Here is a 14,417-nt window from a genome sequence, read left to right on the forward strand (position 1 = left end):
AAAGGACCGACTCGTGAGTAGGCAGGTATTTTACGGCTGGTACGTGCTCGGCGGACTGTTTATGGTCTACGCCGTATCCAACGGCATTGCCAACTTTACCTTACCGCTGCTCTATCCGTCGCTCATGGAGGAGTTTGGCTGGAATCAGGCGGAGATCACGCGACCGGCCGCGATCAAGTTCATGTTTGCCTCAGCCTATAATCTGGCGGTGGGTTTTCTGCTCGATCGCTACTCGCCGCGTCCACTGATGGCTGCCGGCGCCGTGATCATGGCGACCGGCCTAGCGTCCATGATCTTCATGGATTCGCTAGCCTATTTCACGGGTGCTTACCTCCTGCTCGCCTTCGGTTTGGCTCTTTGCGGCCTCGTGCCGTGTATGGTCACTGTCAGCCGATGGTTCACAGTCTATCGGGGCCGAGCTGTAGGCATCCTGCTCATGGCGTCCAGCGCCGGCGGCGCAGTGCTGCCGCTGGTGATCCGCGGCCAGCTGTCGGAGGAAGACTGGCAGGCGGCGCTGCTGACGCTATCGATTATCGGTTTCGTCGGCCTGCTGCTGCCGGTGCTGTGGCCGGTGCGCACCCGGCCCTCTGACCTGAGCACGACACCCGACGGTCTGGCCACGGCTGATGGCAACCCGCAACAGAGTGAACCGGTCGGCATCTTTGGCGGCGCCTCGCTGGCGACCGTCGCCCGTATGCCGGTTTTTTACCTGCTGCTGATCGCAACGGGCATCCTGTGGTTCTGCATCACAGGCGTACTGCAACACCAGGCGCTGTACCTGGGACGCGACAACGGTCTTGACGGCGGCACTCTGGCGCTTGTGTTCAGCGTATTTTTCTGGTGTTCCATAGTCGGGAAATTCGCCTTTGGCTGGCTAAGCGATCATTTCGCCAAGGTGAACATTATGCTGCTCGCGGTGGTTAACCTGATGGTTGGCCTGATGATTCTTCGGTTTATCGAATCCGCTGACCTCAAGCTCGTTTACGTGTATGCCGCGGTGTATGGCATCGGCTTTTCGGGTGCGTTCACCATGATCCAGCTCATGATCGCTGAGCTGTTTTCCGGCCCCACCTACGGCCGTATCCTGGGCATCTACGTGGCGGTCGACACCATTGCTGCTGGAATCGGCATCGCTGTCATCGGCGAAATCCGCGTGGCGTTCGACAGCTACCTCCCCGCGATTAACCTACTGCTTGCTCTGGTGGCGGTCGCCTTTACATGCGTTCTTCTGGTCAAACGCCTTAGCACGCAACGCCAGGCGGAGCTCGTCGAGGAGCCGCTGTCTAAATCGGCTTAGCTCACCTAAGTGAGGCCAGAGCCATGCGACAGGGTCAGCGAGATTTACCGTGTCCCTTTACTCTGATCCTATCCCTTCGGTGCCGACACGCCGGGGGCAACGATGCGAAAAAGGTCCGCTGTCAGCCGTGTTCTCGTGCTGTAAATCACGCTGCGGCCGCCGTCCGTCAGCTCGAGGTTCGCCGACTCACGGAGAACGGGTTGCTCCAGCTCCTGCAGACGCTGGAGCTCGTTGTCGCGCCATGACACCAGCGATTGCCGACCGTCATCGTCCAGGACAACGGCAAACACCGTGGCATCCCGAATCAGCCAGTTGCCCCAGTGGTGTGGCGCCAGCGTAACGGGTAGGGGCGACAGCGTGGTGCCCTGACTCAAGGTGAGTGCGCCCCCACCCAATTGACTGAAAACCACCGCCGGGTCGCCGTCCTCCTGTTCGAAAACCTGCGCATAGAAGCCGCCGCTCACGCTGATCTGTTGGCTGCTGCGGGATTCAAGATCTTCCAGCCAGACCTCCCAGCGGCCGGTGCGATCCGACGCCACCAGCAGTTTTTGGTCGGAGTAGTACACCGGCACGCGATTGTTGCCTGGCAAATCCACCCGTGTGATTTCACCGGAGTCGACGTCGATCAGCACGACGGCGCTAGCCCCGTCCGAACGACGTTCCGCAACAAGCGTTCGGCAGTCGGGCGACCATTTCGGTGTCTCAACACTACCGGCGGAAAACGCGGTGAGCGGAGTCGACGATTCCAAGACCTCGTCGGGCCTTGAGGTCTGCTGAGTCAGCCAGAGCTGCGGCCGACCACTGCGTGTCGACACAAACGCCAGCCGACGCCCATCGCGACACTGCGCCGGATTATAGTCGTACCTCGTCGACGAATAGCGCGTCGCAACCTCTCCGCTTTCCAGCGAAAGCTCCACCAGGTTGGCCTCCGCCCGCCACCACTCAAAGACGAGCTCGTTGCCAGCCAGCGCCGGTGAACGCACGATGCCTTCCGAGACGGTCGCCCAACGGGTTCCCGGGCCCGCGCTGCCATAACGCCAAAGCCCCGCCCCGCCGGCGTCGGCACGGGCAACCACCAGTTCGGTATCGTCGACGAACGCCAAGCCGGTGACCTCCACCGCCGACGCCTCCACGGGGCTTGGGGCGTCCTGCGGCTGATCGAGGTCCTGGACCAGCACGGAGCCAATGCCGGGCGTGATGTAGGTGGACAGCGAAGAGGGTGTGCCGGCCCGGAAGAAAGCGAGATAGCGACCCGACGGCGAGAGCGCCGGGTAAAGGTCACCCACGCTGCCGACCGGCGGCGCGCTCAGCCGCTGCCAGCCGCTGCCGTCTGTCGCGGACCGGTACAGCGCGAAGGGCGCACCTGGCTCCGGTCTGTCCGACCAGATCACTGCTTGGCTGTCGTTCGACCAAACCATGCTGCCGTCGTTGCGAGCGACACACTGCCGCAGCAGCATGTCGCTACCGGAAGGCACGGAACGAAGCCGAATTTCGCAGCTTGGCTCCAGCTGTTGGTACAGGAGCCAGTTGCCGTCGGGAGAGGGAACGCCACCCTCGACGCCAGGCCCGGCGACACGGTTGCTTGAACCGGGTTTCGTCAGCTGCAATTCACACAGAAATGAGGCGCTGTTTTCCTGGCAGGTGTAGAAAAGCCCATCACCGGCCGCCGCCTTCTTGGGGTGCAGCTCAAAACCCAGCGCCGTGGTGACGGGCTTGGACGCGGCGCTGATCTCCAAAGGTGGGGGCATCGGTGTCTCGAGCCAGCGAAGAAGCAAGGTCAATCCAGCCACTAAGGCGGCAGCCAGCAACATCGCAGGACCGAGCCGCCAGCGAAACTCCTTCAACGCCGCGCTCTCCGTATCGGCCGCGACCGGATCGGGCTCCAGCAGGCGATAGCCACCTTTGCGCACGGTCTCGATAAAAGTCTCATCGGGCGCCAGCCGCCGAAAAGCGGAGCGAAGATCGAAGATGACGCGGTTCAACGCATCATCCCCCACAACGGCACCCCGCCAGACCTGTCGAAAGAGCTTCTCTCGACTGACCACCTGCCCGCGGCCTTGCCACAACACGTCGAGTACCTGGCAGGCCCGCGGCTCGAGCGCTTCAAATCGGTCTCCCAGCACGAGCTTATGCCCTGCGAGATCCGCGATGACCGGGCCGATGGTGCGGGGTTCGTTCACTGAGGCGTCTCTGACGATTGGCGCCGGCGGACAGTCGATGTCAGCAGAATCACCTTTCCCAAGGTAATCCCAAGGCGTTCCCAAGGCTTCGGGAAGCCCGCCAGGCTACGGTGCTGACTGACTTTTTTCTCAGCAAGGCGCCCCGGAGGTTGTTCTGAAATCATCTAGTGCAAACGCCGCCCTAGTTTGGCTGGCGATCCTGGTCAGCTTGGGTTCGCCCGACCCAACCGAAGCCGAAACGAGTCGAACCATCATCAACGCCCATGTTATCGGGCCCGGAGGGCAGACGGCAAAATCGAACGTGGTGATCCAAGACGGTGTCATCGCGGCGGTGGTCCCCAGCACCGAAGCGGACGTCCAGGTGACAGGTCGCGTGATCGACGGCAAAAACGGGTATCTGATCCCCGGGCTCATCGATACCCATGTGCACCTGGACCATCCACAGCTGTTGTCAGTTTTTCCGGCGTGGGGCGTTACAACGGTCGTCAATATGCGAGGCCGGCCCTCTCATCTCGCGCTTCGCCAGCGGCCAACCCCCACGATCACCGCCGATTTTGTCTCCGCTGGCGACTACATCGATGGCAACCCGCCAAACATGCTGCCCATGAGCTTTGTGGAGACGCCCGAGGACGCGGCAACCTTGGTGCGTCATCAGATCCGCCAGGGCTTCGATTTCGTAAAGATCTATTCAGAGCTAAGTCGGCCGCAGTTTCAGGCGATTTGTCAGGCTGCCAAGGAGCTGGGGGTCGCGGTGGCTGGCCACATTCCGGACAGCGTCGGGCTGGACGACCTCAAAGAGTGCCCTTTGGTCAATATTGCGCACGGCGAACAGCTGGAAAAAATTATCGATAGCTATGACGACACCTCGCTCGAGAATCTGGCCCGAGAGCTTCGATCCTCCAACCAGACGGTGACCGCCAACGGCGCGCTGATGATCGCCATGTCGAATCAGCCGGAGGCACTGGATGAGCTGCTGGCGCAGCCCTACAAGCCCTTGCTTCACCCCTCCCTGCTGCAGGCCTGGCGACCCGGTTTCAACCGCTACCAGCGCCGTGACCAGGCCTGGGTTGGCCGGATCAGGGCCGCCAACGAGCGGCTTGCAAAGGCGTTACCCTTCCTATCGCAGGCGCAGGTGCTGGTGGCCGGAACCGATACGCCGGTGGCCGGAGCATGGCCCGGCCAGTCACTCCATGAGGAGTTGATCTGGCTGACCGGTAAGGGAATCAGCCGGGCAGCAGCCCTGGACGCGGCAACGGTTCATGCCGGCAGGCTGGTCGAGCGCCTGTCTCCGGCTCGGGTTCCGGTGGGTCAGGTTCGTCCGGATTTTCAGGCAGATCTGGTTCTTCTCGAACGCAATCCGCTGGAGGATCTCAGCAATCTCGGATCCGTCAGCGGCATCATGCTCAACGGCCGTTGGTTCACACGCGGCGAAATTGACGAGCACCTCGAGAAAATCCGCTCGCGCAATCGCGACCTTGCGCCGATGGTCAGTCAGTTTGAACGGGGCCTGTTTGCGAATGATCCACAGGCCATGGACGAGGCCCAGCAAACCAGCGGCGGCGACCAGCTTCTTGCTCAGTACCCCGCCTTTTTCATCGCCCGCGGGTGGCTGCTCGACTCCCGCAAGGAGCTGCGGCTCAGAGCGCTGGATCTTTTCCGACGCTACGCCATCATGTATCCGGACGTGCACAGCGCGCACTTCATGTTGGGCGAAGCGCTGGCAAGCCAAGGTGATCTGCAGGGCGCCAAGGCCGCCTGGCAAAAAAGTCTCGAGCTGCACCCGTGGTACCCGCCAGCGCGTGCCAGATTAAAATTGGAATAGCGATTCCTAAGCAGCAGGTTTGGTCTTATTCTTAGCTGCCCGCAATAAAGGGTAACCCGGGTAGTGAACCACCGACTCCATGAAAACCCATAGAAGCCCCGTCTCTGGGGCGAGACTTTCCCCTGCAGCACTTTCAGCGGCCAGGCTCACTCTCGTGGGTTTGCCCTCATGATTCGATTGCTCAAGTTCAGCGACATTGTCGAGTCGCCCCTCTTCCAGGTGGGGCTTGTTGTGTTTTGGTTGCTGTCGGCCACTGCCATCAACGCCCAAACGCCGGAGCCGCGCGAAGATGCAGCCCAGGAAGCCATCAGGCTGTTCAAGCTTGAGGGAAGCGAGAACATCGATACGGAAGGCCTACCGGTCACCGATAGGGACATTGGGGCGGCGGCGACCGTTCGCGATGATCTCCAACGTCAGCAGGCAGAAGTGCGGAAACAGACTCAGGCTATCTATGCCAGGGCCAAAGCTGAAAACCGGGCCTTTACCGCCGCAGAAAAGAGACTGCTGCAGGCGCTTTCGCTTGAGGACAAGCGGCTGACTGAACAGCTGATAACCAGCGCTGAGCCTTCACAACGTGACGAATCGGCTGCGCGTCGTCAGGAACTGGCGCTGGAGATCGGCGCAGCGCTCGGACTTACCCACACGTTAAAGGTGATGAGCGATGCGGCCCTGGGTAAAGCGCTCGAAGTGCTGGAGGACACCAACGCGCCGCGGGCCGAAGTGTGGCGGGCAGAAGCCCAGCAGCGCCTCGGGCCAACCCAAATCGCCATCTACGGCGGCGCGCAGAGCCGGCTCGATGACCTGGAGACGGTCCGAGCGTGGCTGGACACCTCGACCGGCCAAGCGATCAGCAGCGCCGCTCTCGGATGGCGAGATCGATTGCCCAGCAAACCCTTACCGGTCGAGCTTGAGCCCGCGAGATCAACACGCTACTTCGCCATTGCCAGCAGCGCCAGCTGGGGACAGTTTCTCTTCAGCACCCAGGGTTTTTTTGTCCATTTACCGGTGGTCGCCGATCAATACGGCATGACCAAACGCGAGTTGGCCGAATTGTGGACAGACGGTGTTGGCTACAGCCGCCGCGCCTTCGAACCCTTTGTGGCCCAGGCGATATTGCCTTACGTGTTCGGCGACGTGGATGAAGCCACGCTGGATGACTACATCGAGTTGTTGCAGTCCACCCCAGCACAACGGGTGTTTGCGCAGCTCAGCCGATCGGGCAGCCGCACCTCGTATGCGCTGCTCGAAGCCACTCTGCTTGTGCTGCAGGATTATGCACCAGCGCTAACGGAACCAGACCCAGCACAACCGCCTGACGAGGGCTGACACAACCGAGTGTCGAGCTACGCCTGTTCCCCGGGCAAACGCTGGATCTTGAGAACCGTCGCCCGTTTGCGATCCGCTTTGATCACCCGGATTTCGTAACCCTGCCAGCTGATGGTCTCCCCGATCTTGGGGATTCGCTCCAGCGTCTCGGTAACCAGCCCGCTGATGGTTGTCACGTCATCCTCAGGCTCCCAGGGAATGTTGAGCGCCAGGGAGATGGTGCGCAGATCGACCGTGCCGCGGGTGGTGAGGGACCCGTCATCGTTTTCCAGCAGATCTTTGGTGGGGCGATCGCTTTCGTCGCGAATGTCGCCGACAATTTCCTCCAGCACGTCCTCCAGCGTCGCCAGACCCTGGATGTCACCATATTCATCCACGACCATTGCGAGGTGGCGATGGCTGGTTTGGAAGGTCCTTAGCAGCTTCGGCAGCGGGAGCGTCTCCGGCACGATCAGCGTGTCGTGTTTCAGCTGCTCCCAGTCGACGCGTTGGTCCTCGTTGGCCAGCAGCCAGTATTGCAGCTCTTTGACGAAGATCACGCTGTTGATGTCCTGAAGTTTGCCGCTGGGTGAAAAGGGAAAGCGGCTGTGCCCCGTCTCCCGCGCCAGCGTGATCGCCTCCTCCCGGCTCATCGTGCCGGTAAGGTACTGGATCTCCGTTCGCGGCAGCATAACGTCGTGGGCCTGCAGCTGCTGCAGCTGGGTGGCACCGACGATCATGCCGGCGGTTCGCGGGCCGACCACACCCTCGCTCATACCAAGAAACGCCAGCAGCCGAATTTCTTCCGGTGAGGTCACCGGCGTCTCTTCACTCCGGCGCAGGGAGCGGGAGATGCGCTCACTCAGATAAACCAGCGGACGCAGCACGATGGTCAGCCAGTGAATGCCGTAGGCCACCGGGGTAGCCAGCGTCTGCGCATAACTCACGCCGAGCGTCTTCGGAATGATCTCGGTAAAGAGCAATACGGCCAGGGTGAACAAGATCGAAAACAGCCACAGCGTACTGGCATCGAACACGTTGCTGTAGCTGGCGCCGGCGACCGCCGCGCCCACGGTGTGCGCTGCGGTATTGAGGATCAGGATCGCCGCAATCGGCACGTCCATATTGGCTTTGAAGTCTGCCAGCAGAGTGCCTGCCCGCCGGCCGCTGCGGGCCAGTACCTCAACCTGTGGGCGGGTCACCGACAGGAGGACAGATTCAAAGATCGAACAAAGAAACGAGGCGACCAGAACAACGCTGACCGCGGTAATGAACAGAAGCATGTGGCCTCCGAGGCTGAGCAGACGCCTACAGTTTACTTGGGACGCGAAGTGCGGAGGAGGCCGGCAACCGCGATGGCGTCGGTCAGGAGGTACCGCCGCCCTGAGGCATCTCCGGCCCAAGGACCGGGCGGTCCCAGTCCTGTTGCGGTTCATCCTTTCGCCAGCTCAACACCGAGATGGTAAGAGCCGGCAGCATGGTGAGCGAAACGACGGCAGCGCCCAGAATGCCGAACAGGACGATAACTCCCACGCCGCGATAGAGCTCCGTGCCGGCACCGGGAATAAACACGAGCGGCGACAGGCCGCAGATGGTGGTCAGCGTCGACATGGCGATCGGCCTAAGGCGGGCTGAGATCGCCTCACGGACCGCTTCCAGCGCCGTAGCGCCGTGCTCCTTTATCTGCGTGATGGCCCGATCGACGATCAAAATCGGGTTGTTGACCACCGTACCCATCAGAATCAGAAATCCGAGCATGGAGATCATGTCAAAGGGCTGCTGCACCCCGGCAAAGCCCAGGCCCTTCAGTGCGGCACCCACGAGGTTCAAAAGCGCCAGCCCGACAATGCCCCCCGCAATACCAAGCGGTATGGTCGTCAGAATCAGCAGCGGATAGCCCCAGTGCTTGAAGATCGCCACCAGGAGCAGAAAGACAATCACCAGCGCTACGGGCAGGTTGGCCGCCAGTGCGGCTTTGGTTGCGTCCAGCTGGTCGCTGGCGCCGGAGATATCGATGGTGACGTTGACGGGGAGCCGCCCACTTTCCCGCAGCGCGCCGACCACGTCACGCCGTACGATCTCCACACCCTCCTCCAGCGCGATTGACGATGGCGGTATGACGTTCAGCGTAACCGTGCGTTGCCCGTTGATCCGGCGGATGGTGTCGGTGTCGACCGTCTCGCGAATCAACGCGAGCGCTGACAGCGGCAGGATGCTGCCTTGAGGAGTGTAGATGGGCATGCCGCCGAGGCTGTCGACGTCCACCTCACCGCCGGTGGTGCCGTACAGGTAGATGTCGATCTTGTTGTCCGACTCAAAATATTCATCGACAAACGCACCGTCGGTGAGTGCGGCCACCGTGTAGCCAAGATCATTGGCCGCCAGGCCAAGCTCAGCGGCCCGACTCCAGTCGGGCTGAACTTCAAGCAACGGCTGTGACAGGGCAAGAGAAGACGGGCTCGACTGGATGCGAGGATTGCCCAGGACTTCCTCAGCACGCCGAGACGTGGCCAAAGCCGCCTCGTAAATCACCTCCAGACTGGGTCCCGAGATATCCAGATTGATGCTGCGCGTTCCGCCATCGTTGCTGGAGATAATCGAGCCGCGAGCCGCAAACGCACGCATGCCGGGATAGCGCCGATAGCGCTGGGTAATGGCGTCCATGAGCGCGTTGATATCACTCGACCGCACCGGCTCGGAGATGATCCGAAGCCGATCCGCCGCCACACCAAAATTCAGATAGCGCAACGCCGGCACCTCGGCCTCACCGGCGTCAAAACGCTTCGGGTCGTCGTCGACAAACTGTAAGAAATAGGTCTGAAGCTCCTCGCCGATCGCCGCCATGGTGTCCAGGTTGTAGCCTGGGGGCGGGCTCATGACGGCAAACACCTTGGGCTCCTCCCCCTCCGGCAGGTATTCGGCGGGTGGCGTGAGCCAGAAAATCACCGCCAGGCTGACCGTAACGGTGAGACCGATGGTTGCCCGGCGCCGACCCGGCGAGACGAGCAGGCTATCGATCGCCCGCAGCAGCCGTGCCTTAAACGCGCCGTCTTCCGCGCGGCGATTGTCTGTGCCAAACGATAGCCGGGCGCTGGCCACCGGGACGAGGGCGATGGCCACCAGCATTGAAGCCAGGATCGAGGCCGCGATCGCAATCGCCACATCGGAATAAAGCTGACCGGCCTCCTCCTGAATGAACAGCACCGGGAGGAAGACCAAAATGGTTGTCAGCGTGGACGCCAGGACCGCGGTCCACACGCTGCGCACACCTTCGACCGCGGCCCGAAACCGGCTTAGTCCCTGCCGGCGCTTAAGCTCGATGGCCTCAATGACCACGATGCTGTTGTCGAGCGTCATGCCGATAGCAAAGGCCACGCCGGCCAGCGAAATGACGTTGATGGTCCGACCCGCAGCCAGCAATCCGATAAACGCGGCAATGGTACAAAGCGGGATTCCCAACACACCGACCGCCGTGGCCCGAGCGGACCGCAGAAATAGATACATCACCGCCGTTGCAAACAGCGCTCCCAGCGCCAGGTTGAACCAGACGTTTCGGATCGACGCTTCGACATAGCCGGCGTCCTCAGCCATCAACCGCATGAACATGCCGTTGGGCCTGAGCAGGTCCCGGTTGACCTGTTCGACGGCCTCTAGCATCGCGTACTTGATATCGATGACGTTGGAGCCCGCTTCACGGTTGATCGCCGTGAACAGGATCGGGTCCGCGTTGTAGAAAGCCAAGGACCGAACCTCGGAGTGGTTCAGCTGTACCTCGGCGACGTCCCGCAGGCGAATGAGGGCGTCACCCTGGCGGGCGACAATGAGCTCCTTGAGCGATGTCACCGAGTCAAACCGACCGACGGTCCGCAGCAGGTACCGGCGCTTGCCGCTTTCTACCTCGCCGCCCGACACGTCGCGATTGCGAGACCGGATCGCGTCGCGGATGTCAGCGATGGTGAGCTGCCGATCGGCCAGCCGCACGGGATCCAGCCTGACGTGAATCTGGCGCTCCGCGCCGCCCTGGATCTGCACCTGCGACACGCCGGGCACGCCGGACAAGCGGGTTCGGACGTTGTCCAGCACAAAATCCCGCATCATGTTGAGGTCGATCTTTCGCGGGTTACCCGGCAGCGGCGAGATGCCGAAATACATGAACGAATTGGCGGAGTAACTGTTGGCAAACACCCTCGGTTCGTCGACGTTCTCCGGATAAGAAGGCACCTGGTTGAGCGCGTTGTTCACCTCGATCAGCGTTTGGGTCAGGTCGACGCCAAACGGGAAATCCAGTTCGATCACCGCACTGCCGCTGGCCGCTGACGACTCGAGGCGCTGCAGATTGGGTAACGTCCGCAGGTATTCCTCCTGTTCGACCAGGATCTCTTTTTCGACGTCCTGGGGCGTTGCGCCCGGCCAGGCGGTCTGGATGGAGACGGTGCGCACCTCCAGATCGGGGATCATCTGCACCGGCACGCGAAAGGCCGCCAGGATCCCGAGCACCGATACGATCAGCGCTACGACCGTGGTCAGGATGCCGTTGCGGACGAGTGCTTCAAACATGACTGATCGCCCAGCTGACCAACTGACTGATCACGTTGAGCTTCCGTTAACCAAAGATACCGTCTGGCCTTCGAGCAGCGTTTCATTGCCTCGCGTCACGACAACCTCATCGCCGGTCAGGCCCTCGGTGATCTCCACCATGCCGTCAAACTCAAGGCCCGTTCTAACGCGCTGCTCGCGAACGGTGTTCTGCTCGCCGTCTGGCTCGACCACCCATACGGTGACCCGGCCATCGGGGAAGCGAAGGATGGCGTCCCGGGAAACGGCCAGCCCTTGCTGACCCGTGCTGACCGCCAGGCGCCCGCGCGCGGACATACCGGGCGTGACGTGAAGCGGCTTTTCGGCCTGCAGCGAAGCGGCCGGAACCCGAACGAGAAAGGTCCGGGCGGTCGCGTCTTTGATCGGGACAATGGTCTTGACCTCACCCGTCAGACGGTCACCCGGCAACGCGTCCAGCGTGATTTCGATACCCGCGCCGTCCACCAGCGCGGCGTAATAATCCTGCCCGACCTGAAAATCGAAGCGCAGGTTTTCGGTCGCCACCAGCTCCAGCAACCCATCACCCGGGTTGATCCATTCGCCGAGCTCGGCAAGGCGCTGGCTGACTACCCCAGCGAACGGGGCGGCGACGGTATGGCGTTTCAGCAGCGCCTGCTGTTCGCTCGCCGCGGCTAGCGCCGCGGTCAGAGTCGCCTGGTCCGCCATCACTTCCGCCTCCAGCGACTCAATTTCGGTGCGCGCAATCCCGCGCTCTGCGCCGACCTCGCGGGCCTGCTTGAACCGACGCTTGGCGTCGGCGAGCTCCGCCTCCCGCAGCGCCACCTGCGCGAGCACCCGATCCAACGCGAGCTGCGCGAGCTCCGAATCGAGCACGAGGAGCGGATCACCGCGGAGTACCCGGTCACCCTCTTCGATGTCGAGCTGGGCGACCAGGCCGGCCACCGCCGTTGACAAAATCGCCGTACGTGGAGACGTGACCGTCCCGTTGACGTTGATCTGGCGAACGATACTGCGGCTTTCGACCCGCGATACCTCAACGGGGATTTGCGCAAACGCGTCCCAGGCAAGGCAGCAGCTCAGAGCCATGAGGGCGGCGAGACGGGGCAAGTTCATAAGGACTCTCGGTCGAGCCCGATTGACCGTCAATCGGACAACGCTCCATTTTAGTGGGAAATCCGGCCGCTTGGCAGCGCCATTGTGCCGGGTTGATCGGCCAGCAAGACAAACTGCAACAAATCGCTCATCGTGGCGCCATCTCCTTGTCTCAGGAGGGTTCTATAATTCCGTGGACAACATTGGCAGCGTATCTTAAGACATCAGCCTTCTTCGCCTCGTATCGCTGGCGCAGAGTTCACTTTCCGACCAACAAAGGCTTTTACGTGCGATCGATCTCTCGCCGAAATCTTGTTACTCAGGTTTTGCCCGGCGTTACCGCGGCAGCCACCCTCAGCGCCGTAGCAAGCCCAGCGGCCAGCTTTCTTCACGGCGTCGCAAGCGGTGATCCGACGCAAAGCGCTGTCATCATCTGGACCCGAGTCACGCCTCGATTTAACGAGCTGACGCAGGTCGAGTGGGAAGTGGCGAGCCGAGCTGACTTTGGAGAGGTGCTGCGCAGTGGCACTGTCATCACCAGCAGTGACCGTGACTTTACGGTCAAAGCAGACGTGACCGATTTGCCGGCCGGGCAATCTTTCTTTTACCGCTTCTCGGCGCTCGGCGCTCAATCGGAGGTGGGCCGCACGCGGACCCTTCCGACCGGCAAAGTCGAGGCCTTCACGCTGGCGGTCTGCTCGTGTTCAAACTACCCCGCGGGCTATTTCAACGCCTACCGGCACATGGCGGAGCGGGATGACATCGACCTGGTGCTGCACCTGGGTGACTACATTTATGAATACCCAAGGGGCGGCTACGCGTCCGAAAATGCCGGTGAGCTGCGGCGTGAGTCGCTGCCTGGGCACGAAACGGTCAGCCTAGACGACTACCGCGCCCGCCACGCCCAGTACAAAAGTGACCCGGATCTCCAGGCGGTCCACAGCCAGGTGCCGTTCATGACGAGCTGGGATGATCACGAGGTGGCAAATGACGGCTGGACGGGCGGCGCTCAGAATCACGGCGCAGGCGAAGGCCCGTGGTCACAACGCAAGGCCGCTGCCATGCGCGCTTACTTTGAATGGATGCCGGTACGCGAACCCGCCGGTAGACCGCCGGATCAGTTGTGGCGGGCCGCAGAGATTGGTGACCTGGCGACGATCACCATGATTGAAACCCGACTGAGCAGCCGGGACCGCCCCGTTGACATGGGGGAAGCGATGATTCAGCAGGCCGCCCCGTACGATTTTTCCGATCCCGCTAACCCGGTGCCGGCACGGGAGGGAAGCGATCCGGCACATGTCCGGGAAGTGACGCTGCCGTTCAACATCCAAACAGAGCCTCCGGAACCGATCACCGACTACGCCGAAATTGCCCGCCTGGCGGCCCTTCCCGCGCTTCCGGAAGGCCTGGCCTATTTGCCGGACGGTCGCCGTTTCCGTCGAGATGTCCTTGATAAACCTGGCCGTGAGCTGCTCGGCAATGCGCAGAAGACATTTATCCGCGAGCGGCTGAAACGCTCTAAGGCCAGCCAGAAACCCTGGCAGGTGATTGGCAATCAGACGCTGCTGTCGCCACTGCAGCACCCGAACGTGGCGAACGACTACGACGAGCAAACGCTGCAGCAGGTAGCGCCATGGATCCAGCCGAAGGTTGAGAACTCGCGCTACAACTTGCCGCTTGGAACCGACTCCTGGGACGGGTACGGCGCTGAGCGTCAGTGGTTGTTGAACGCACACGCGTCGGTTGGCAGCAACTTGTTGGTCGTCTCTGGTGATTCCCACGCCGCCTGGGGACTGGAGCTGGAAACCGCCAGCTATCCGGCTTGGCGCGGTGTAGAGCTTGGCACGACCTCGGTGAGCTCCCCAGGGTTCCCCGAAAATCTCGCATTGCCCGCCGAGCTGATCGAAGCTCGCCTAAAGCAAAGCAACCCCCGACTTCGATACAGCAACGTGGCTGATCGAGGCTACCTGACCGTCCGCCTTTCACCGGAAAAGGCGGAAGTCACTTTCGAGCGCCTTACGGGCGTGTCCAGCCGTCAATTCAGGCTGCGCGCGAGCGATGGCTTCACCCTGCGCCCGGGCACAGGTGAGGGCGTAGCCTGGAGCTGAACTTCCCCGATCAGTCGCTGGGCTTTTCGGCGTCCTGATCGATCGCCGGCCACGGC

At 61.9% G+C, this 14,417-nt stretch carries 8 protein-coding genes; 4 read left to right on the forward strand and 4 right to left on the reverse strand.

Translation table 11 applies throughout. From position 1 onward, the window contains the following. Nucleotides 1-13: 13 nt before the first annotated feature. Nucleotides 14-1,297 (forward strand): MFS transporter, encoded by a 1,284-nt coding sequence (locus AAF358_02105; protein MEM7704311.1) that lies wholly within the window; start codon nt 14-16, stop codon nt 1,295-1,297. A gap of 68 nt (nt 1,298-1,365) precedes the next feature. Here AAF358_02105 and AAF358_02110 read toward each other — a convergent pair whose 3' ends face one another. After that, nucleotides 1,366-3,477: a winged helix-turn-helix domain-containing protein gene (locus AAF358_02110; GenBank protein ID MEM7704312.1), complete on the reverse strand. Its 2,112-nt coding sequence runs from the start codon at nt 3,475-3,477 to the stop codon at nt 1,366-1,368. Nucleotides 3,478-3,685: 208 nt separating this feature from the next. Here AAF358_02110 and AAF358_02115 point away from each other — a divergent pair, with 208 nt between their 5' ends. Both AAF358_02115 and AAF358_02120 read left to right on the forward strand, forming a co-directional pair. Continuing rightward, nucleotides 3,686-5,299: a tetratricopeptide repeat protein gene (locus tag AAF358_02115; protein MEM7704313.1), complete on the forward strand. Its 1,614-nt coding sequence runs from the start codon at nt 3,686-3,688 to the stop codon at nt 5,297-5,299. A 168-nt stretch (nt 5,300-5,467) separates the two neighbouring features. After that, nucleotides 5,468-6,625, forward strand: coding sequence for a hypothetical protein (locus AAF358_02120; protein ID MEM7704314.1), 1,158 nt, complete (start codon nt 5,468-5,470; stop codon nt 6,623-6,625). 17 nt (nt 6,626-6,642) lie between these two features. Here the strand turns inward: AAF358_02120 and AAF358_02125 are convergent, their stop codons facing one another. The 3 genes from AAF358_02125 to AAF358_02135 all read right to left on the reverse strand — a co-directional run bounded on the left by AAF358_02125 (nt 6,643) and on the right by AAF358_02135 (nt 12,274). After that, nucleotides 6,643-7,887 (reverse strand): hemolysin family protein, encoded by a 1,245-nt coding sequence (locus AAF358_02125; GenBank protein MEM7704315.1) that lies wholly within the window; start codon nt 7,885-7,887, stop codon nt 6,643-6,645. 82 nt (nt 7,888-7,969) lie between these two features. After that, the gene (locus AAF358_02130; protein MEM7704316.1) at nt 7,970-11,161 is read right to left on the reverse strand and encodes an efflux RND transporter permease subunit; all 3,192 of its coding nucleotides are present in this window, start codon (nt 11,159-11,161) and stop codon (nt 7,970-7,972) included. A gap of 30 nt (nt 11,162-11,191) precedes the next feature. After that, complete coding sequence (locus tag AAF358_02135) at nt 11,192-12,274, reverse strand: efflux RND transporter periplasmic adaptor subunit (protein ID MEM7704317.1); 1,083 nt, start codon at nt 12,272-12,274, stop codon at nt 11,192-11,194. 266 nt (nt 12,275-12,540) lie between these two features. Between AAF358_02135 and AAF358_02140 the strand changes: the two genes are divergently transcribed. After that, on the forward strand, nt 12,541-14,361 hold the full coding sequence (locus AAF358_02140; protein ID MEM7704318.1) for an alkaline phosphatase D family protein: 1,821 nt from the start codon (nt 12,541-12,543) through the stop codon (nt 14,359-14,361). The last annotated feature ends 56 nt before the right edge of the window (nt 14,362-14,417 follow it).

The organism is Pseudomonadota bacterium, assembly GCA_039033415.1.
In the GTDB taxonomy this organism is placed as follows: domain Bacteria; phylum Pseudomonadota; class Gammaproteobacteria; order Xanthomonadales; family SZUA-38; genus JANQOZ01.

Excerpts from the sequence above, each read along its gene's own strand:
- AAF358_02120 (MEM7704314.1), top strand. The coding sequence starts at position 5,468 with ATGATTCGATTGCTCAAGTTCAGCGACATTGTCGAGTCGCCCCTCTTC.
- AAF358_02125 (MEM7704315.1), bottom strand. The coding sequence starts at position 7,887 with ATGCTTCTGTTCATTACCGCGGTCAGCGTTGTTCTGGTCGCCTCGTTT.
- AAF358_02130 (MEM7704316.1), bottom strand. The coding sequence starts at position 11,161 with ATGTTTGAAGCACTCGTCCGCAACGGCATCCTGACCACGGTCGTAGCG.
- AAF358_02135 (MEM7704317.1), bottom strand. The coding sequence starts at position 12,274 with ATGAACTTGCCCCGTCTCGCCGCCCTCATGGCTCTGAGCTGCTGCCTT.